Here is a 19010-nt window from a genome sequence, read left to right on the forward strand (position 1 = left end):
CCGCATATGACCGTCGTCCGCCGGATCGCTGAGGGCTCTGCCGTGCCCGTCCCGGATGCCGACGGTATCGAGCCCGGCCGCCGGCTGATCCGTGTCGGCGACGAGAAGGGCGCCTCGCTCGCGGAGCGCGTGGTCGCCCGCTTCAACCGGCTGACCTGGGGCACGCCGCTGCACAGCTTCCGCCTGCGCGGCCGCTTCCCGCTGAAGCTGCTCGGCGTGCCGCGCGATCCGATTCCCGGCGATCGCGAGGCGGGCCTCGACATCATGGATGGCGAGATCAGCCTCGGCCGCGAGCGCGCCTCTACCGCGACGCTCGATTTCGCCGAGCCCGGCCGGCCTGCGGGCTTCGCCGATCATATCCAGAGCTTCGGCTGGCTGCGCGATCTGGCGGCGGCGGGCACGCGGCTCGACGTCGCACCCTATGCCGAGCCGCTGATGCGCCGCTGGCTGGAGACGCATGGGCGAACGGCGGACGAGCTGGCGTGGCGGCCGGATCTGTGGGGCCGTCGCATCCTCAACTGGACGGCGCACGCGCCGATCATCCTGTCCTCCTCCGATCTGGTCTATCGTTCGGCGGTGTTGAACGCTTTGGCGCGGGGTGCGCGCCACCTCGACCGCACGGCCGACAAGGTGCCGGCGGGCCTGCCCCGCGTTGCGGCATGGGCGGGCACGATCGCGGCAGGCCTCCTCGTACCCGGCGGCGAGCCGCGCCTCGCCCATGGCGAGCAGGGCATGACCAAGGCGCTGGCGCAGGCCGTGCTGCCCGACGGCGGCATCGTCAGCCGCTCGCCGGTCGAGCTGCTCGAGCTGGTCGAGATCCTGTCGCAGCTCATGGCCGTCTATGACGAGCGCCGCCGCGAGCCTCTAGCCGCCATCGCCTCGGCATTGGCGCGTGCGGTACCGGCGCTGCTCGGCGTGACGATGGGCGACGGGGCGCTGTCGAGCTGGCAGGGCGGCGGGCCGCTCCGCGCCGATCGCGTCACCCGCGCGGTGGCGGCGTCGGGCGTCCGCACCCGGCCGCTGCGCCAGTCGCGCGAATGGGGTTTCCAGCGTCTCGCCGGCGGCAGCACCATCGCTGTCGTCGACTGCGCGCCCCCGCCCGCCAGCCGGCTGGGCCGTGGCGGCTGCGCCTCGACGCTGGGCTTCGAATTGAGCGACGGCGCCTGGCGCATCATCGTCAATTGCGGCGGCGACAAGCCATGGAGCGCGCTCCCCACCGCGATTTCCGAGGCGCTGCGCACCAGTGCCGCGCACTCCACCCTCGTGCTGGCCGATTCCAACTCGACCGCCATCCATGCCGACGGCTCGCTGGGGCGTGGCGTGACGATGGTCGACCTGGATCGGCAGGAGCAGGAGAGCGCCAGCCGGATCGAGGCCAGCCATGACGGCTATGTCCGCCGCTATGGCCTGACGCATCAGCGCAAGCTGGCCCTGTCCGCCGACGGACGGGAGTTCGGTGGCGAGGACGTGCTGTTGCCGGCCGGCTCGCGCAAGGCGGGCCAGGAGATCGGCTTCGCGGCGCGCTTCCACCTAGCGCCGGGCGTCGAGGCGACGCCGACCGCCGACGGCCTTGGCGCGCTGTTGCGCATCGAGGGCGGGCCGCTGTGGCAGTTCCGCTGCCGGGGCGGCGCGCTCGGCATCGAAGAAAGCATCTGGATCGACTCGCGCGGGCGCCCCGTGTCGACCAACCAGCTCGTCGTGACGGGGGAGACTCCGGCCGGCGGCACCAGCATTTCCTGGGCGTTCAAGCGGGCCGGTTGAGCCCGCCTTTTTCTTTCAAGGACCGATCATGTCGAACGTGAAGATCACCCGCGCACTGCTCTCCGTCTCGGACAAGAGCGGGCTTGCGGAGCTTGGGGCGGCGCTGGTGCGCCATGGCGTGGAGCTGGTCTCGACCGGCGGCACCGCCAAGGCACTGCGCGACGCCGGGCTCGAGGTGCGCGACGTGTCGGACCTGACCGGCTTCCCCGAGATGATGGACGGCCGCGTCAAGACGCTGCACCCGATGGTCCATGGCGGCCTGCTCGCGGTGCGCGACAATCGCGAACATGCGCAGGCGATGGTCGATCATGGCATCGCGCCGATCGATCTGGTGGTGGTGAACCTCTATCCCTTCGCCCAGACCGTCGCCAAGGGCGCCGAACGCGACGAGATCATCGAGAATATCGACATCGGCGGCCCGTCGATGGTGCGCTCGGCGGCGAAGAACCACGCCTATGTCGCGATCGCGACCGACCCGGCCGACTATGCGACGATCATCGAGGAGCTGGACGCCAACGCCGGCTCGACCACGCTGGCGCTGCGCCGCAAGCTCGCCGCCAAGGCTTATGCCGCGACGGCGGCCTATGACGCCATGATCTCGAGCTGGTTCGCCTTCGCCGATCAGGGCGAGATGCTGCCGGAGGCGCTCTCGGTGCCGCTCAGGAAGGGCGCTGAGCTGCGCTACGGTGAGAATCCGCACCAGTCGGCGGCGCTGTATCTCCCGCTCGGTCCCTCGGCGCGCGGCATTGCGCAGGCCGAGCAGATTCAGGGCAAGGAACTCAGCTACAACAATTACAACGACGCCGATGCGGCGCTGGAGCTGGTCTCCGAGTTCCGCGACGGTCCGCCGACCGTCGTCATCGTCAAGCACGCCAACCCCTGCGGCGTCGCCTCGGCCGACACGCTGATCGAAGCCTATCAGGCGGCCCTCGCCTGCGACAGCGTGTCCGCCTTCGGCGGCATCATCGCGGTCAACCGTCCGCTCGACGGGCCGACGGCGGAAGCGATCTCGGGCATCTTCACCGAGGTGGTCTGCGCGCCGGATGCCGATGCCGACGCCCGCGCCGTCTTCGCTAGGAAGAAGAATCTCCGCCTGCTGCTGACCGGCGAGCTGCCCGATCCGGCGCGTGGCGGCCTCACCATGAAGTCGATCGCGGGCGGGATGCTCGTCCAGTCGCGTGACAATGGCCGCATCACCCGCGACATGCTCAAGGTCGTCACCAGGCGCGAGCCGAGCGCTCAGGAGCTGGAGGACTGCCTCTTCGCCTGGACGGTCGCCAAGCATGTGAAGTCGAACGCTATCGTCTACGCCAAGGGCGGCTCGACCGCGGGTGTCGGTGCGGGCCAGATGAACCGTCTGGAGAGCGCCCGCATCGCCGCGTGGAAGGCCAAGGACGCCGCCGACAAGGCCGGCTGGGCCGAACCCCGCACGATCGGCTCGGCGGTCGCCTCGGACGCCTTCTTCCCCTTCGCGGACGGCCTGCTGGCGGCGGTCGAGGCGGGGGCGACGGCGGTGATCCAGCCGGGCGGCTCGATCCGCGACGAGGAGGTGATCGCGGCGGCGGACGAGGCCGGCCTCGCGATGGTCTTCACCGGAATGCGTCACTTCCGGCACTGATGAAGGAAAGGGCGGAGGCTTCGAAACCTCCGCCCCTTTCTCAGGCCGGTTGCGGCGAGGCGCCCGGCTTCATGCTGAACAGCAGCCGGTCCTCCTCGCCGAAGCCGCGATACCAGATCACCGCGCCATAGGCGCCGAGGATCAGCGGCACGCCCAGTGTCAGCTCGACCCACTCCGGGAACCAGGTCGCCACCGTGCCGACCACGATCCCCGCCGCCGCCGCCGGCACCAGCGGCCAGCGCCAGCCTGAGACGCGATGGTCGAGCAGCCGGCGCAGCAGTCGCGCCTTGGCGATCGAGGCCGCGCCCAGCATCAGCATCAGCGCGATGGCGGGGCCGGCTGCCGCGATCGCGTCATCCTTGAGATCGGCGACGGGGTGCGCGGCGCGGATCACGTAGATCAGGATCACCGACAGGATCGTCTGCCCGACGATCATCGCCACCGAGATGGCGAGGTTGCGCTTGGCCGCGATGTAGATCAGCGCTGCTTCGCTCACCACCGCGGTGGCCGCGATCGCCTCCGCGGCGAGCAGCACGCCGAGCGCGCCTGTCCCGCCGACGAAGCGCGGGCCGACCAGCCCCATCACCGCCTCGCCCGGAATGCCGAGCGCGAGCGCGATGCCGATCTGCGCCGCGATGATCCAGAAGCCGACCTGCCGCACCTGCTTCGCCACCGCCTCGCGATTATTCTCGGCGAGGTTCTGCGTGATGACCGGCCCGAGGATCGGATCGAAGCTGGTCTTGAGCTTCTGCGGCAGCGAGGCGACCTGCTGCGCGACATAGTAGATGCCGACGATCGCCGGCGAGAAGAACAGGCCGAGGATGGCGATGTCGAGTCGGCGCGAGCCCCATTCGATCGCGTCCGCGCCCGCCAGCGGCAGGTTGCGCTTCATCATCGAGAAGAGGCGCACGGGCTCGGGCGCCCAGCCGCGCGGCCGGCCATATTCGCGCATCAGCGGCAGGATCGAGGCGACCAGCGCCGCGATGGCCGACAGCGCGTAGGACAGGATCAGGCCGTCCCGCAGCGAATAGAAGGAGAAGGCAAAGGCCGCGATGCTGATCGTCCACGGCTCGATCAGCGAGCGCGCGGTGACGGTCGCGCCGATATTGCCGCGATAGGCGAGACCGGCGAGCGCGATGTCCGATCCCGTCCAGGCGAACACCGTCATCGGCAGCATCCAGTCGAACCCGTTCACCTCGGAGTTGGGGAAGAGCAGGATCGGCCAGAGCATCAGGATGCCGGCGGCGAGGATCGACACCAGCCAGCCGACCAGCATCCCGTCCCACACGACATGGACATGCGGGCGGCTGGTCTTGGCGAGCTGCTGCGCGAGGCCGCGCTTGAGGCCCAGCGTCGCGAGCTGGGCTGCGAACTCGACGATGATCGTCGCATAGGCGAAGCGGCCCAGCACATCGGCGCCGTAGATACGGCCGGCGATGAACAGGAACGGAAGCCTTGCCGCCAAACGCAGCAGGAAGCCGAAGAAATTGGTACGTCCGCCCTTGGCCAGCGTGGCGATGTCGCCGGGCCCTTCCTCGTTGGCGGTGAACGGTTGGCTCAATGCGCCGCTCCCCAGCTCGCGCCCGTGCCGATCTCGACGCCCAATGGCACCGAGAGGGTGATAGCGGGCTCGGCGGCGCCTTCCATCACACGGCGGATGACGGCGCTCGCCGCCTCGACATCGGCTTCGGGCAGCTCGAACACCAGTTCGTCGTGCACCTGAAGCAGCATCCGCACATGGCCGAGGCCGGCCTCCTTGAGTGCGGGCGTCATGCGCACCATCGCGCGCTTGATGAGATCGGCGGATGTGCCCTGAATCGGCGCGTTGATCGCCTGCCGCTCGGCCGCTTGCCGCTCGCCCTGGAGCTTGCCCTTGATGCCCGGCAGCCACGTCTTGCGGCCGAACAGCGTGGTCACGAAGCTCTTCTCGCGGACCAAGGTCAGCGTGTCGGCGATGTAGCGGCTGACGCCGGGGAAGCGCTCGAAATAGCGGTCGATGATCCGCTGCGCCTCGCCGCGATCGACACCGAGACGGCCCGCGAGACCGAAGGCCGAGATGCCGTAGAGGATGGCGAAGTTGATCGTCTTGGCGCGCCCGCGCGTGTCGCGGTTGACCTCGCCGAACAGCTCCTGCGCGGTCAGGTTGTGGATGTCCGTCCCCTGCCGGAACGCCTCGCGCAGTTCGGGCACGTCGGCCATGTGCGCGGCCAGCCGCAACTCGATCTGCGAATAGTCGGCCGAGAGGATGACGTTGCCCGGCGCCGCCACGAAGGCGTCGCGGATGCGGCGGCCAAGCTCGGTGCGGATCGGGATGTTCTGGAGATTGGGGTCGGTGGACGACAGCCGCCCGGTCTGTGCGACCGCGAGGCTGAAGCTGGTGTGGACGCGGCCCGTCTCGGGATTGATCTGCTGCTGGAGCGCGTCGGTGTAGGTCGACTTGAGCTTGGAGAGCTGGCGCCATTCGAGCACCAGCCGCGCCACCTCGACGCCCTCGCCGGCCAGACGCTCCATCTCGTTCACGTCGGTCGAATAGACGCCCGACTTGCCCTTGCGACCGCCCTTGAGGCCCATGCGCTCGAACAGCACTTCGCCCAATTGCTTGGGGCTGCCGATGGTGAAGGGGCCGCCCGCCGCTTCATGGATGATGCCTTCGAGGCGGGCGATCTCGGCGGCGTAATCGGTCGAGAGCCGCGCCAGCTCCGCCCGGTCGACGAGGATGCCCGCCGCCTCCATCGCGGCCACCACCGGCACCAGCGGGCGATCGACCATCTCGTAGACGCGCGTCGCGCCTTCCTTCGACAGCCGCGGCTTGAGGCGCTTCCACAGGCGGAGCGTCACGTCGGCATCCTCGGCAGCGTAATGCGTCGCGCGATCGAGGGGGACGAGATCGAAGGTCAGCTGGTTCTTGCCGGTGCCGCAGACGTCCTTGAAGCTGATCGTGGTGTGGGCGAGGTGCGTCTTGCACAGATCGTCCATGCCGTGGCCATGCTTGCCCGCGTCGAGATCGTAGCTCAGCAGCATGGTGTCGTCGTACGGCGCCACCACGGGGATGCCGGCGCGGGCGAAGACCAGCAGATCATATTTGATGTTCTGCCCGATCTTGAGCACCGCCGGGTCACCCAGCAGCGGCGCGAGCTTCTCCAGCACCAGCGCGCGGGGGAGTTGCACCGGCGCCTCGGAGAGCAGCCCGTCACCGCGATGGCCGACCGGGATGTAGCAGGCCTTGCCCGGCTTCGTCGCGAGGCTGATGCCGACGAGCGTGGCGCGGATCGCGTCGAGCTGGTCGGTCTCGGTGTCGACCGCGACGAAACCTTGGCGCGTCGCCTCGGCGATCCAGCGGTCGAGCGCTTCCTCGGTGACGACGGTTTCGTAGTCGTCATGCTTGAAGGGAGGTTCTTCCTCGGCGGCGGTCTCGGGCGAGGGCGTGGTCGCCGGCATGGCGGGCGCGTCGCCGAGCTTGGTCAGCAGCGAGCGGAAGCCATGCTCCTCGAGGAAAGCCCGCAGCGGCGCCGGCGGGATGCCCTGAAGCGCCAATTCCTCCAGCGGCTGCGGCAGCGGCGCGTTGCACTCCAGCGCCACCAGCCGCCGCGACAGGCGCGCCATCTCGGCATGGTCGATCAGCGACTGGCGGAGCTTGGGCTTGGTGATGGACGGCGCCGCCGCCAGCACCGACTCGAGATCGCCATATTGCTGGATGAGCTGCGAGGCGGTCTTGGGGCCGACGCCCGGCACGCCCGGCACATTGTCGACGCTGTCGCCCATCAGCGCCAGCACGTCGCCCAGCTTGTCGGGCGTGACGCCGAATTTCTCGACGACATGCTCCGCGCCGAGCCGGCGGTCGTTCATCGTGTCGAGCATGTCGAGGCCCGGTACGATGAGCTGCATTAGGTCCTTGTCGGAGGAGACGATCGTCACCTTCCAGCCCGCGCCGATCGCGGCCTGCGAATAGCAGGCGATGATGTCGTCCGCTTCCAGCCCTTCGGTCTCGATGCAGGGCACCGAGAAGGCGCGGGTGGCATCGCGGATCATCGGGAACTGGGGGACCAGATCCTCGGGCGCCGGCGGCCGGTGGGCCTTGTACTGATCGTACATGTCGTTGCGGAAGGTCTTGGACGAAGCGTCGAAGATCACCGCGAGGTGACTCGGCCCTCCCTCGCCCGACAGATCGGTGAGCAGCTTCCACAACATGGTGGTGAAGCCGTAGACCGCGCCGGCCGGCTGGCCATGGCGGTTGGTCAGCGGCGGGAGCCGGTGATAGGCCCGGAAAATATAGCTCGATCCGTCGACGAGGTAGAGATGCTGGGAAGACATCGGCGGGCTTTAGCAAGCGGGCGCGGCGAAGGCGACAGGCGGCTTGCGTTCCGGTCGCGCTTGGCAGCGAAGCTGTGACGCAGTTACCATAAGCGGCACGATCCTGGAGCACAGTGGCTGAACATGTATCCATCACGACTGGCGAATGCCGCGCTGCTGCTGGCTTTCCTCTGCGCGGCGCCGGCAGCCGCGGGGGTTTTCGCGAAGAAGGCGACGGTGCTCACCGATATTGTCGGCTCCTCGCGGCCGATGACGATCAGCGCCCCCGATGACCGCACCCGCGCCGTCGCCCGCTTCACCGAGGACAAGGAAGAGGACACGCTCATCGTCTATCTCGGCACGCGCGGCGGATTCCGTTTCCCCGGCGGTCCGGACGCGGAGCTGCTCTGGGCGCCGGACTCGCGTGCGCTGGCCGTCACCTACGAGGATGACGAGGAGAGGATGCGCACCGCCCTCCTCGTGCGGCGCAAGCCTCATGGGTGGCGGCGGCTGAATCTCGCCGAAGCGGTGGCGAAGGTCTATCGTGCGCCGGCGGGCTGCGCCGAGGACATGACGCCCGATGTGGTCACGCTCGGCTGGACGAGCGGACAGCGGCTGATCGTGGCGGCGACGATGCCCGAGAAGGCGGACTGCCCGGTGAAGGGACGCTTCACCGCCTATTTCGTCGACGTGCCGACGGGCAAGGTCCTGATGGAGGTCGATCAGCGGACCGCCGAGCGCCGCTATCGCGCGATGCTGGGCAAGCGGCTGGCCCCCGCGCGCCATCACGGCACGCGCCATCACCGACGGCACCGCGCCGACTAGGGGACGAGGATGGTGTCCTTGGCTTCGCCCAGCATCTCGGGATAGTCGAGCGTGTAGTGCAGGCCCCGGCTCTCCTTGCGGGCGAGCGCCGAGCGCACGATCAGGTCCGCTACCTCGACGAGGTTGCGCAGCTCGATCAGGTCGGCGGTCACGCGGAAATTGCCGTAATATTCCTCCACCTCGCGGCGGAGCAGCTTGATCCGGTGCTGCGCGCGCTCCAGCCGCTTGGTGGTGCGGACGATGCCGACATAGTCCCACATGAAGCGGCGGATCTCGCGCCAGTTGTGCTGGACGATGACCTCCTCGTCCGAATCGGTGACGCGGCTTTCGTCCCACGGGCGGATCGGCGGGGCGGAGGGCATCTCGTCGAAATGGCGGGTGATGTGGCCCGCCGCCGCCTCGCCGAACACGAAGCATTCGAGCAGCGAGTTGGAGGCGAGGCGGTTGGCGCCGTGCAGCCCCGACTGGGTGCATTCGCCCGCCGCATAGAGGCCGGGCAGGTCGGTGCGGCCCTTCAGGTCCACGATGATGCCGCCGCAGGTGTAGTGCTGGGCGGGCACCACCGGAATCGGATCGGTGGTGATGTCGATGCCCAGCGTCAGCAGCTTGGCGTAGATGTTCGGGAAATGCTCCTTCACGAACTCCGGCGGCTGGTGGCTGATGTCGAGATGGACATAGTCGAGGCCGAGCCGCTTGATCTCATGGTCGATCGCGCGGGCGACGATGTCGCGCGGCGCCAGCTCCTCGCGGGGATCGAAGTCCGGCATGAAGCGGTGGCCCGCGCCCGGCACGCCCGGCGGCAGCTTGAGCCGCCCGCCCTCGCCACGCATCGCCTCGGTGATGAGGAAATTCTTGACGTCGAGGTTCCACAGGCAGGTCGGGTGGAACTGCATCATCTCCATGTTGGAGACGCGCGCGCCCGCCCGCCACGCCATCGCGATGCCGTCGCCGGTCGCGCCCCTCGGTGCGGTCGAATAGAGATAGGTCCGCCCCGCGCCGCCGGTGGCGAGGATGGTCGCCTTGCCGGTGAAGGTCTCGACCTGGCCCGTCTGCCGGTTCAGCGCATAGACGCCCCAGACATGGCCGTCGCCCAGATAACGCTCGCCATGGCGCGAGGTGGCGAGGTCGATCACCGCCATGTCGGGCACGAGGGTGATGTTGGGATGGCGCCTGGCGGCCGTCTCCAGCGCCTGCTGCACCGCCCAGCCGGTCGCGTCGTTGACGTGGACGATGCGGCGATGGCTGTGCCCGCCCTCGCGGGTGAGGTGGAGGGCGTTGCCGTCCTGGTTGAAGGGGACGCCCAGCTCCACCAGCCGCTCGATCGAGCGCGGCGCATTCTCGATCACGAACTCGACGGTGGCGCGGTTGTTGAGGCCGGCACCGGCCACCATCGTGTCCTCGATATGGCTTTCGAAGGTGTCGCCCTCCTCGAGCACGGCGGCGATGCCGCCCTGCGCATGGGCGGTGGAGCCCTCCGAAAGCCCGCCCTTGGCGAGCACCGCCACCTGGAAGCGTTCGGCGAGGCTCAGCGCCGCGGTGAGGCCTGCGGCGCCGGAACCGACGATGACGACGTCGAACGGGCGCGTCACCATCAGGCGGCGGCCCGATCGCTGGTGAGGCTGAGGAACACATCCTCCAGATCGGCCTCGCGGGTGGACACATCGACCACGCCGAAGCCCGCCGCGCTGACCGCCGCCAGCACGTCGCCCGCGTTCGCGCGGTCCTTCTGATAGGTGATGGTGATGATGCGCTCGCCCTTGATCTCGGCTTTCTCGAACAGCGCGGATTGCGGCGCAGCAGTGAGATCGCGATCGACCGTCACCTCGACCACCTTCTCCTGCGCCTTGGAGAGCAATGTGGCGGTCGGCTCGTTGGCGATCAGGCGGCCATGGTTGATGATCGCGATCCGGTCGCAGAGCTCCTGCGCCTCTTCGAGATAATGGGTGGTGAGCACCACCGTCACCCCGCGTTCGTTCAACTGGCGGACATAGGCCCAGAGCTGCTGGCGAAGCTCGATGTCGACGCCGGCGGTCGGCTCGTCGAGCACCAGCACGGGCGGCGTGTGGACCATCGCCTTGGCGACCAGCAGGCGCCGCTTCATGCCGCCCGACAGCGTGCGGGCATAAGCGTTGGCCTTGTCCTCCAGATGGACGGCGCGCAGCAGCTCCATCGTGCGGCGCTCGGCGCGTGGGATGCCGTAGAGCCCGGCCTGAATCTCCAGCGCCTCCTTGGGCGTGAAGAAGGGGTCGAACAGGATTTCCTGCGGCACGATGCCGATCGAGCGCTTGGCGTTGCGCGGATGCTCGTCGATGTCGAAGCCCCAGATCGAGGCGCTGCCGCCCGTCTTGTTGACGAGGCCGGCGAGGATGTTGATGAGCGTCGACTTGCCCGCCCCGTTCGGGCCGAGAAGCCCGAAGATCTGCCCGCGCGGCACGTCGAAACTGACGCCGTGGAGCGCGGTCTTGCCGCCCGCGTAGGTTTTCTGCAGATTCTGGATGCTGATCGCCGCGTCGCTCATGCGAGGGCAGATAGACGCTCGGGCGGGCGCTCGCTAGGGGGCGCGGCGTTCACCATGTTGCTTGACGATCCGTTAAGCATTGAGGCGGACGCTCGCGCCATGACCGCGCTCGTCGCCCCGCGCCTGCTTCGTGGTTCGCAGATCGCGCTTCTGCTGGCCATGCTGGCGGCTGGCCTGCTCGCGGTGATGGAAGTGCCGCACGAGGCGCCGCCGCTGGTTCTTTCCTCGATCGCCACAGCCTGATCCGTGACCTGTGATTGCGCGGGTGCGCGCCTCTTGCTATGCGGCGGCTCGTGAGCACGAACCAGCCCGAAACGATCCGCGTCACCACCAGCCGCGTGGTGTGCGACGGCGCCAGCGACATCCCCACCGGGGCCGCGCTCGGCCATCCGCGCGTCTTCCTCGAAATCGACGAGACCGGCTTCGTCGAATGCGGCTATTGCGATCGCCGCTTCGTGCTGATCGGCGGCCCGGCGGATCATTCCGCCGCCGCCTGATCCCATGCGGGGATGACGCGGGCCGAGCCGGGGCCTATATGCCCGGCATGACGAGCCTCATCGATCCCCGCTCCTTCCTCTATCGCGACGGCGCGCTCGACCCGGATGCCGCGCTGCGCCTGACGGCCGATGCGCTCCAGCGGTCGGACGACGGTGAGCTTTACCTCCAATATATCGCGTCGGAGAGCTTCGGCTTCGACGATGGCCGGCTGAAGACGGCGGACTTCAACACCCAGGCCGGCTTCGGCCTGCGCGGCGTGTCGGGCGAGACGACCGCCTTCGCCCACGCCAACGAAATCTCCGAGCGCGCCATCCGCCGCGCCGCCGAGACGATGAGCCTGCTCGATCCGGCGGCCGGTGCCAAGGCCGCCCCGCCCGCCCGCACCAACCGGCACCTTTATGGCGACGCCGATCCGCTGGGCCTCGTGCCCTTCGCGAAGAAGGTCGAGCTGTGCCAGACGATCGACGCGATGGCGCGCGCCCGTGACCCGCGGGTGGCGCAGGTGTCGGTCGGCCTGTCGGGCTCGTGGAGCGTGGTCGAGATCGTGCGGCCGGACGGCTTCGTCGCGCTCGACGTGCGCCCGCTGGTGCGCCTCAACGTCTCGATCGTGGTCGAGCAGAACGGACGGCGCGAGACGGGCTTCTTCGGGCTCGGCGGCCGCTATCTCTACGACCGGCTGTTCGACCCCGCGACGGGTACGCGCGCCGTCGACGAGGCACTGGCGCAGGCGCTGGTCAATCTGGAGGCGGTGGCGGCCCCGGCCGGCGAAATGACCGTGGTGTGCGGCCCCGGCTGGCCGGGCGTGCTGCTGCATGAGGCGGTCGGCCATGGTCTGGAGGGTGACTTCAACCGCAAGGGTTCCTCGGCCTTCTCCGGCCGTATCGGCGAGCGCGTGGCGGCGCCCGGCGTCACCGTGATCGACGACGGCTCGATGGGCGAGCGACGCGGTTCGCTCTCGATCGACGACGAGGGCACGCCGACGCAGGCGAACGTCCTCATCGAGGACGGCATCCTCAAGGGCTATATGCAGGATCGCCTCAACGCCCGCCTGATGGGCGTCCCCGCGACCGGCAACGGCCGCCGCGAGAGCTTCGCCCATGCGCCGATGCCGCGCATGACCAACACCTTCATGCTCGGCGGTCAGGATGATCCGGACGAGATCCTCGGCCGCGTGAAGAACGGCATCTACGCCAAGAGCTTCGGCGGCGGGCAGGTCGACATCACGTCGGGCAAGTTCGTTTTCTCCTGCACCGAGGCGTACAAGATCGAGAACGGCAAGCTGGGCGCGCCGATCAAGGGCGCGACGCTGATCGGCGACGGCCCCTCGGTGCTCACCCGCGTGTCCGCCATCGGCAACGACATGGCGCTCGACGAGGGCATCGGCATCTGCGGCAAGGGCGGCCAGTCCGTCCCCGCGGGCGTCGGCCAGCCGACCCTGCTGATCGACCGCCTGACCGTCGGCGGCACGGCGGCCTGATCGGCATGGCGCTCGTCGAGATCGAGACCTTCCCGGATCACGCCGTCGCCGAGATGGCGCGCGGAATGCTGGCGGCCGAAGGCATCGAGGCCGTGCTGTTCGACAGCGGCCTCGCCAGCCTCGGCCTGGGTGGGCTCACGCCGGTTCGCCTGATGGTGGACGAGAGCGACCGCGCTATCGCCGAACGGCTGCTGGCCGAGCTCCCTGCCTAAATAACAGGCATCTTCTCCCGGATGCCCAAGCGCTAGGCGGTCATTCCGCCTCTGAATCGTGCTGCGCCGCAGAAACGCGCCTGCGGAAAACTGGCACGCCCCTTGCGACAGCTTCCTTCGGGACGGCCCCATGGGCCTGCGCAGGGAGGCGGCATGAAACTGATCATCGCGGTCATCAAGCCATTCAAGCTGGACGAGGTGCGCGAGGCGCTCTCGGCCATCGGCGTCGCCGGCATGACGGTGACGGAGGTTAAGGGTTTCGGCCGGCAGAAGGGGCAGACCGAGATCTACCGCGGCGCGGAATACAGCACGAACATGGTGCCCAAGATCAAGATCGAGGTCGCCTGCACCTCCGATCTGTCGCCGCGCGTGGTCGAGGCGATCCAGCAGGCGGCCAACACCGGCGCGATCGGCGACGGCAAGATCTTCGTCCTCGACCTCGCCGAAGCGGTGCGCATCCGCACCGGCGAGACCGACGAAACCGCGCTTTGAGGGAAGGGGGAATGATGAAGCCATCGACCAAGCTGGCCGCAGGCGCGGGAGCGCTCGGCCTCGCCCTGTTCGCGGCGTTTCCGGCCTGGGCACAGGCGGCCGCCGCGCCGACGGTCAACAAGGGCGACACCGCCTGGATGATGACCTCCACGCTGCTCGTGCTGATGATGATCGTGCCGGGCCTCGCGCTGTTCTACGGCGGCCTCACGCGCTCGAAGAACATGCTCTCGACCATGACGCAGATCGGCGCGGTCGCGGCGCTGGCGATGCTGATCTGGGTGATGTGGGGCTATGCGCTCGCTTTCGGCGACGGCGGCAATCCCTTCTTCGCGAGCCTGAGCAAGGCATTCCTCGCAGGCGTCACGCCGGACAGCACGGCGGCGACCTTCACGCCGGGCGTGGCCATCCCCGAATATGTGTTCATCTGCTTCCAGATGACCTTCGCGGCGATCACCGTGGCGCTGGTGCTGGGATCGGTGGTGGAGCGGATGAAGTTCTCGGCCGTGATGGTGTTCGGCGCGGTGTGGCTGACGATCGTCTATTTCCCGATCGCGCACATGGTGTGGGCGTCCAACGGCTTCTTCTTCACCAAGGGCGCGCTCGATTTCGCGGGCGGCACGGTGGTGCACATCAACGCCGGCGTCTCCGCCCTCGTCGCCTGCCTGATCCTCGGCAAGCGCATCGGCTATCCGCAGGAGCGGATCGTCCCGCACTCGCTGACCATGACCGGCATCGGCACGGGCCTTCTCTGGGTGGGCTGGTTCGGCTTCAACGCGGGCTCCGCGCTGGAGGCCAACGGTTCGGCGGCGCTGGCGATGATCAATACCTTCGTCGCGACCGCTGCGGCCGGCCTCGCCTGGATGCTGGTCGAGCGGCTGAACGGCCACAAGGGTTCGGCGCTGGGCTTCTGCTCGGGCATCGTGGCGGGTCTCGTCGCGGTGACGCCGGCGGCGGGCAATTCCGGACCGTTCGGTGCGATCGTGCTGGGTGCCGTCGCCTCGGTCGTCTGCTTCTACGCGGTGTCCGTCCTGAAGCCGCGGCTCGGCTATGACGACGCGCTCGACGCGTTCGGCGTGCACGGCATCGGCGGCATGATCGGCGCGCTCGGCACGGGCATCGTCTATGCCCCGTCGCTCGGCGGGCCGGGCAAGGCGCCCTACGCCATAGGGCACCAGCTTCTCGTGCAGTTCGAGACGGTCGCGACGACGATCGTCTGGGCCGCCATCGGCACCGTGATCGCGATCTTCATCGCCAAGGCGGTGACGGGCCTGCGCGTCACCCCGGAAGTCGAGCGCGAAGGCCTCGACCTCGGGGAGCATGGCGAGCGCGCCTACAACTGAGCTTCCTCCTGCGAAGACCTGGGCCGGCGGGGCAACTCGCCGGCCCTTTTTTGTTACTTCGCGAGGCTCTGGATCATCGGGAGCAGCGGCGAGACGTCGTAGCCGGCGTTGGCGGCCTTGGCGGCGATCCCGGTTGGCTCGTCTCCCGCGAGGCCGCGCGCGAGCGCCCACAGGAAGGTCGAGCGCGTGCCCGAGCGGCAGAAGGCGAGCGCTGGGGCCGGCTGACCGAGCGCAGCGGTCATCGCCTCGATCTGCTCCATCGAGAAGCCCGAATGGTCGACCGGGATGTGCGCATAGCCGAGCCCCGCGGCGGTCGCCGCCGCCTCGATCTCGGCGGAGGTCGACTGGCCGGGCTGCTCGCCGTCGGGCCGGTTGTTGATGATGGTGCGGATGCCCTGCGCCGCCGCCTCCGCCACGTCTGCGGGGCTGATCTGGCCAGATACCTGAAGCGTCTCGTCGATGATGCGGAACATGGGGGCCTCCTTGGGTGTGGGAGACCCCTAGCTCATCCCTGCCAGTTGCGCAGCACCTCGAGGAAGGTCTCGCCATAGGCGTCGCGCTTGGCCTGACCCACGCCGGTCACCTGCGCGAGGCCGGCCATGGTGGTGGGGTGGAGCCCCGCCATCTCGCGCAGAGTCGAGTCGTGGAAGACGACATAGGGGGGCACGCCGCGCTCCATGGCGATCTCGCGGCGCTTGGCGCGCAGCGCCTCGAACAGCGGATCGTGGGGATGTTCTTCCGCATCGCGGCTGCTGCGACGCTTGCGCTCGCGCTTGGGCGGCATGACGAGGCCGACCGACTCCTCGCCCTTGAGGATCGGCCGCGCGGCCGGCCCGAAGGAGAGGCCGCCATATTCGTCGGCGCGCAAGGCATCGCGGGCGATCAGCGCGCGCGCGACGGGGCGGACCAGCTTCAGCTCCTCCTCGTCGGCGATGCCGTAGACCGAGAGGCGGTTGTGGCCGTTGGAGATCACCTTGTCGGTGTCGCGGCCGGCCAGCACGTCGGCGAGATGGCCGACGCCGAAGCGCATCTCGGTGCGGAAGGCGGCGGAGAGGAGCTTGCGCGCCACCTCGGTCGCATCGACGGTCGCGGGCGGCGAGATACAGTTGTCGCAATTGCCGCAGCGCGCGCCCGGCTGCTCGCCGAAATAGCGCAGCAGGATGGCGCGGCGGCACTCCGCCGTCTCGACCAGATCGCTCAGCGCCGAGAGTCGCGCCCGCTCGCCGCGCTGGCGGGCTTCGTCGACCTCGGCGATGCGGCGCTGGGCGCGGGCGAAATCCTCCGCTCCCCAGAAGAGCTGCGCCACCGCCGGCTCGCCGTCGCGCCCCGCGCGGCCGGTTTCCTGATAATAGGCCTCGACCGACTTCGGCAGGCCGGCATGGGCCACGAAGCGGACGTCGGGCTTGTCGATGCCCATGCCGAAGGCGATCGTCGCCACCATCACCATGTCCTCGGAGGCCACGAAGTCGCGCTGGTTCTTGGCGCGGACATTGGCGTCGAGCCCGGCATGATAGGCGCGCACCGGCCGGCCGATCTGGGCGACCTGCGCGGCGATCTTGTCGGTCGCATCGCGGGTGGGGGCGTAGATGATGCCTGCGCCCGGCTGTTCGGCGAGGAAGGCTTTCAACTGCGCGGTGAGGCTGTCCCGCGGCGAGATGCCGTAGCGGATGTTGGGCCGGTCGAAGCCGGCGACGATCAGCCCGTCCTGCGGCAGCCCGAGCTGCTGGAGGATGTCGGCGCGGGTGTGCGCGTCGGCGGTGGCGGTGAGCGCGAGGCGCGGCACCTCGGGGAAGGCATCGAGCAGGGGCCGGAGGAGGCGATAATCGGGGCGGAAGTCATGCCCCCATTCGGAAACGCAGTGCGCCTCGTCGATCGCGAACAAAGCCAGCGGGGTCGAGCGGAGCAGGTTGCGGAAGCCCTCGCCTGACGCGCGTTCCGGCGCGACATAGAGCAGGTCCAGCTCCCCGTTGCGGAAGCGGCGCATCGTCTCGGCGCGATCATCGTCGGCGGACGTGAGCGTCGCCGCTCTGATGCCGAAGCCCTCGGCCGAGCGGACCTGATCGTGCATCAGCGCGATCAGCGGCGAGACGACCACCGCCGTCCCCGGCCGGGCCAGCGCAGGGAGCTGGTAGCAGAGCGACTTGCCCGCCCCCGTCGGCATCACCGCGAGCGTCCCCTGCCCCGTCATCACGCGATCGACGACGGCTTGCTGGACGCCGCGGAAACCGGAAAAGCCGAAGGTCGCGTGGAGGATGTCGAGAGGATCGGAGGCCATCGGCACCCGGTTACCGCTTGGGATCGCGCGCGTCACCCCGCCGGCCCCAAGATTTCGTCCCGCGTCGAGTCAAGCTGGGCTTGATGCGGTGCAGTAAAGCCTTGCTGGCGGCCAACCGGACCTCGACGCTAGCGTCCGCGCATGACGAAGCTCTCCGCGCTCCCCCTCTTCGCCCTTGCCGCCGCGGCTCTTGCGGCTCCGCTCGCCGCTCAGGCGCCCGCGCCCCGGCTCTCGATTACGAGCATCGACCAGCTCGCCCAGCCGCTCCCCTACCCCTATGACGAGCAGGCCGATGCCAAGGCCGCCGTCGCGCACGCCAAGGCGCAGGCGAAGCGCGAGCACAAGAAGCTCCTGATCGATCTCGGCGGCAACTGGTGCGGCGACTGCCGCGTGCTGGCCGGCATCCTCGATCTGCCGGAGCTGAAGCCCTATCTCGCGCGCCACTTCGTCGTGGTGAAGGTGGATATCGGCCGTTACGACAAGAATGGCGACATCGCCGGCCGCTATGGCATCGCCAAGCTGCAAGGCGTGCCCGCCATCCTCGCGGTCGATCCGGTGCACGACACGCTGCTCAACAACGGCCGCCTCTTCGCGCTCACCGACGCGCGCCACATGAACCCGCAGGCGCTGGCCGACTGGCTGGCCCAGTGGGCCTGAGCAAGCCGGCCTGACCCTTCGCCCGTCAGCCGATCGACTGGCGGGAGGTGATCAGCGACACTGTCTTGTTCTTGAAATCGATCGACACGCGGTCGAAGCTGCGCAGCAGGTCCATGCCGACGAGCATGCTGGGCTTCTTGTCCAGCCCGAAGCGCTCGAAGGCGTGGGCGTCGGAAAAGGCGATGGTCGATTGCTGGATATGCGTCGTGCCGAGCCGGATGTCGTTGATCTGGGCATAGTGGCCCTTGATGACGTGGCCGGCGACGTCGATGATGTCGACCGGCAGCGCCTGCGCCCGCTTCCGGCGGACCAGCTTGTCGCGCAGCACGATATTGCCGAGCGTCACGCTGCTGCCCGTGTCGATCACCGCATAGATGCGCGTGCCCACCGCGTCCGCGTCGGCCAGAACGAGCTGGCCGTAGCGGCGGCGCGCGGTGACGACGATCTCGCCGGGCTCGGTTGGGGAGCGGGAGTGACGGGCGGGCTCCACCTTCATCTGATTGTTTCTGAGGTCGATCACCACCCGCTTGTTGGCGAGCACGTCGATGCCGAGAATGCCGACGCCGCCGAGATCCGCCTCCGTCAGCACTGGCGCGATGATGGGCTGGGAGGGCATGTCGCTGAGCGAAAGGGAGGCGATCTTCACCGCCGCCACCTGACTCTCGCCGCCGACGCTGTGGAGCGTGACCGTCCCCGCTGACGGCAGCCCGAGCAGCGTCGCCAGCCGCCGCGAGATGACGGTGCGCGTCGCGCCGCTGTCGACGATGAAGCGGAACGGCCCCGAGCCGTTGATCATCACCTTCACCGTCATGCGCTGGTCCGCGTCGTGGAGCGGCACCGCGGTCGAGCTGGCGTCCTCGGGCGCGGCGGCGGCATCGGGAAGCGGCTGTCCGGGCGCGGGCGGCGGCGGCTGGAGCGTGACGCCCGTGGTGAGCGGCGCCGCCGGAGGGGACTGGACCAGGGCCAGGAACGCCGCCAGGGCGGCTGCGGGCGTCGACAATGGCATAGCTCTCCATTCCCCCCAAATGTGTTTTAGGAGGATGCTAC

The 19010-nt window shown here is 69.0% G+C and carries 17 protein-coding genes; 10 read left to right on the forward strand and 7 right to left on the reverse strand.

Annotation, left to right across the window (positions count from 1 at the left end; genetic code table 11):
- Window positions 1-6 precede the first annotated feature (6 nt).
- Together ST3T6A_RS0117555 and purH are read left to right on the forward strand one after the other, a co-directional pair.
- Window positions 7-1761: a heparinase II/III family protein gene (locus ST3T6A_RS0117555; protein ID WP_019834268.1), complete on the forward strand. Its 1755-nt coding sequence runs from the start codon at window positions 7-9 to the stop codon at window positions 1759-1761.
- Between the two features lie 28 nt (window positions 1762-1789).
- A complete protein-coding gene (purH, locus tag ST3T6A_RS0117560; protein WP_019834269.1) occupies window positions 1790-3379 on the forward strand; it encodes a bifunctional phosphoribosylaminoimidazolecarboxamide formyltransferase/IMP cyclohydrolase in 1590 nt (529 codons plus the stop codon).
- A gap of 40 nt (window positions 3380-3419) precedes the next feature.
- Here purH and ST3T6A_RS0117565 read toward each other — a convergent pair whose 3' ends face one another.
- Together ST3T6A_RS0117565 and polA are read right to left on the reverse strand one after the other, a co-directional pair.
- Window positions 3420-4940 (reverse strand): lipopolysaccharide biosynthesis protein, encoded by a 1521-nt coding sequence (locus tag ST3T6A_RS0117565; protein WP_019834270.1) that lies wholly within the window; start codon window positions 4938-4940, stop codon window positions 3420-3422.
- Window positions 4937-7690, reverse strand: coding sequence for a DNA polymerase I (gene polA, locus ST3T6A_RS0117570; protein WP_019834271.1), 2754 nt, complete (start codon window positions 7688-7690; stop codon window positions 4937-4939). Before polA ends, ST3T6A_RS0117565 begins: the two co-directional genes overlap by 4 nt.
- Window positions 7691-7813: 123 nt before the next feature.
- Between polA and ST3T6A_RS0117575 the strand changes: the two genes are divergently transcribed.
- Entirely contained in the window at window positions 7814-8494 is a 681-nt protein-coding gene (locus ST3T6A_RS0117575; protein ID WP_019834272.1) for a hypothetical protein, read from the forward strand.
- Here ST3T6A_RS0117575 and nadB read toward each other — a convergent pair.
- Together nadB and ST3T6A_RS0117585 are read right to left on the reverse strand one after the other, a co-directional pair.
- Complete coding sequence (gene nadB, locus ST3T6A_RS0117580; protein ID WP_019834273.1) at window positions 8491-10086, reverse strand: L-aspartate oxidase; 1596 nt, start codon at window positions 10084-10086, stop codon at window positions 8491-8493. The genes ST3T6A_RS0117575 and nadB overlap by 4 nt on opposite strands.
- Window positions 10086-11012, reverse strand: coding sequence for an ABC transporter ATP-binding protein (locus ST3T6A_RS0117585; protein ID WP_019834274.1), 927 nt, complete (start codon window positions 11010-11012; stop codon window positions 10086-10088). Before ST3T6A_RS0117585 ends, nadB begins: the two co-directional genes overlap by 1 nt.
- 99 nt (window positions 11013-11111) lie before the next feature.
- Between ST3T6A_RS0117585 and ST3T6A_RS21620 the strand changes: the two genes are divergently transcribed.
- From ST3T6A_RS21620 to ST3T6A_RS0117615, 6 genes are all read left to right on the forward strand, one after another.
- Window positions 11112-11255: a hypothetical protein gene (locus ST3T6A_RS21620; RefSeq protein ID WP_019834275.1), complete on the forward strand. Its 144-nt coding sequence runs from the start codon at window positions 11112-11114 to the stop codon at window positions 11253-11255.
- A gap of 38 nt (window positions 11256-11293) precedes the next feature.
- The gene (locus tag ST3T6A_RS0117595) at window positions 11294-11509 is read left to right on the forward strand and encodes a zinc-finger domain-containing protein (protein WP_019834276.1); all 216 of its coding nucleotides are present in this window, start codon (window positions 11294-11296) and stop codon (window positions 11507-11509) included.
- Between the two features lie 47 nt (window positions 11510-11556).
- A complete protein-coding gene (tldD, locus tag ST3T6A_RS0117600; protein ID WP_019834277.1) occupies window positions 11557-12987 on the forward strand; it encodes a metalloprotease TldD in 1431 nt (476 codons plus the stop codon).
- Between the two features lie 5 nt (window positions 12988-12992).
- Window positions 12993-13199: a putative signal transducing protein gene (locus tag ST3T6A_RS0117605; protein WP_019834278.1), complete on the forward strand. Its 207-nt coding sequence runs from the start codon at window positions 12993-12995 to the stop codon at window positions 13197-13199.
- 153 nt (window positions 13200-13352) lie between these two features.
- Window positions 13353-13691: a P-II family nitrogen regulator gene (locus ST3T6A_RS0117610; RefSeq protein ID WP_019834279.1), complete on the forward strand. Its 339-nt coding sequence runs from the start codon at window positions 13353-13355 to the stop codon at window positions 13689-13691.
- A gap of 14 nt (window positions 13692-13705) precedes the next feature.
- Window positions 13706-15031 (forward strand): ammonium transporter, encoded by a 1326-nt coding sequence (locus tag ST3T6A_RS0117615; RefSeq protein WP_026359836.1) that lies wholly within the window; start codon window positions 13706-13708, stop codon window positions 15029-15031.
- A 53-nt stretch (window positions 15032-15084) separates the two neighbouring features.
- Here ST3T6A_RS0117615 and ST3T6A_RS0117620 read toward each other — a convergent pair whose 3' ends face one another.
- Together ST3T6A_RS0117620 and recQ are read right to left on the reverse strand one after the other, a co-directional pair.
- The gene (locus tag ST3T6A_RS0117620; protein ID WP_019834281.1) at window positions 15085-15504 is read right to left on the reverse strand and encodes a TIGR01244 family sulfur transferase; all 420 of its coding nucleotides are present in this window, start codon (window positions 15502-15504) and stop codon (window positions 15085-15087) included.
- A 32-nt stretch (window positions 15505-15536) separates the two neighbouring features.
- The gene (recQ, locus tag ST3T6A_RS0117625; RefSeq protein ID WP_019834282.1) at window positions 15537-17306 is read right to left on the reverse strand and encodes a DNA helicase RecQ; all 1770 of its coding nucleotides are present in this window, start codon (window positions 17304-17306) and stop codon (window positions 15537-15539) included.
- Between the two features lie 141 nt (window positions 17307-17447).
- On the opposite strand from recQ, the gene ST3T6A_RS0117630 reads away from it, so the two are divergent.
- Window positions 17448-17963 carry a thioredoxin family protein gene (locus ST3T6A_RS0117630; RefSeq protein ID WP_019834283.1) on the forward strand — a complete coding sequence of 172 codons (516 nt, stop codon included), beginning with the start codon at window positions 17448-17450 and terminating at the stop codon, window positions 17961-17963.
- Between the two features lie 25 nt (window positions 17964-17988).
- On the opposite strand, the gene ST3T6A_RS20525 is transcribed toward ST3T6A_RS0117630, so the two are convergent.
- Complete coding sequence (locus ST3T6A_RS20525) at window positions 17989-18969, reverse strand: retropepsin-like aspartic protease (RefSeq protein ID WP_083937578.1); 981 nt, start codon at window positions 18967-18969, stop codon at window positions 17989-17991.
- Window positions 18970-19010: the final 41 nt, after the last annotated feature.

The sequence above is a fragment of the Sphingomonas sp. PR090111-T3T-6A genome (assembly GCF_000383095.1).
GTDB lineage: Bacteria > Pseudomonadota > Alphaproteobacteria > Sphingomonadales > Sphingomonadaceae > Solisphingomonas.

Bases quoted from the DNA above. Each gene is read 5' to 3' on its own strand.
- ST3T6A_RS0117555 (WP_019834268.1), top strand. From the start codon at position 7: ATGACCGTCGTCCGCCGGATCGCTGAGGGCTCTGCCGTGCCCGTCCCG.
- ST3T6A_RS0117605 (WP_019834278.1), top strand. From the start codon at position 12,993: ATGGCGCTCGTCGAGATCGAGACCTTCCCGGATCACGCCGTCGCCGAG.
- ST3T6A_RS0117620 (WP_019834281.1), bottom strand. From the start codon at position 15,504: ATGTTCCGCATCATCGACGAGACGCTTCAGGTATCTGGCCAGATCAGC.
- nadB (WP_019834273.1), bottom strand. From the start codon at position 10,086: ATGGTGACGCGCCCGTTCGACGTCGTCATCGTCGGTTCCGGCGCCGCA.
- ST3T6A_RS0117630 (WP_019834283.1), top strand. From the start codon at position 17,448: ATGACGAAGCTCTCCGCGCTCCCCCTCTTCGCCCTTGCCGCCGCGGCT.
- purH (WP_019834269.1), top strand. From the start codon at position 1,790: ATGTCGAACGTGAAGATCACCCGCGCACTGCTCTCCGTCTCGGACAAG.
- ST3T6A_RS21620 (WP_019834275.1), top strand. From the start codon at position 11,112: ATGACCGCGCTCGTCGCCCCGCGCCTGCTTCGTGGTTCGCAGATCGCG.
- polA (WP_019834271.1), bottom strand. From the start codon at position 7,690: ATGTCTTCCCAGCATCTCTACCTCGTCGACGGATCGAGCTATATTTTC.
- ST3T6A_RS0117585 (WP_019834274.1), bottom strand. From the start codon at position 11,012: ATGAGCGACGCGGCGATCAGCATCCAGAATCTGCAGAAAACCTACGCG.
- ST3T6A_RS0117610 (WP_019834279.1), top strand. From the start codon at position 13,353: ATGAAACTGATCATCGCGGTCATCAAGCCATTCAAGCTGGACGAGGTG.
- tldD (WP_019834277.1), top strand. From the start codon at position 11,557: ATGACGAGCCTCATCGATCCCCGCTCCTTCCTCTATCGCGACGGCGCG.
- ST3T6A_RS0117575 (WP_019834272.1), top strand. From the start codon at position 7,814: ATGTATCCATCACGACTGGCGAATGCCGCGCTGCTGCTGGCTTTCCTC.
- recQ (WP_019834282.1), bottom strand. From the start codon at position 17,306: ATGGCCTCCGATCCTCTCGACATCCTCCACGCGACCTTCGGCTTTTCC.
- ST3T6A_RS0117615 (WP_026359836.1), top strand. From the start codon at position 13,706: ATGAAGCCATCGACCAAGCTGGCCGCAGGCGCGGGAGCGCTCGGCCTC.
- ST3T6A_RS0117595 (WP_019834276.1), top strand. From the start codon at position 11,294: ATGCGGCGGCTCGTGAGCACGAACCAGCCCGAAACGATCCGCGTCACC.
- ST3T6A_RS20525 (WP_083937578.1), bottom strand. From the start codon at position 18,969: ATGCCATTGTCGACGCCCGCAGCCGCCCTGGCGGCGTTCCTGGCCCTG.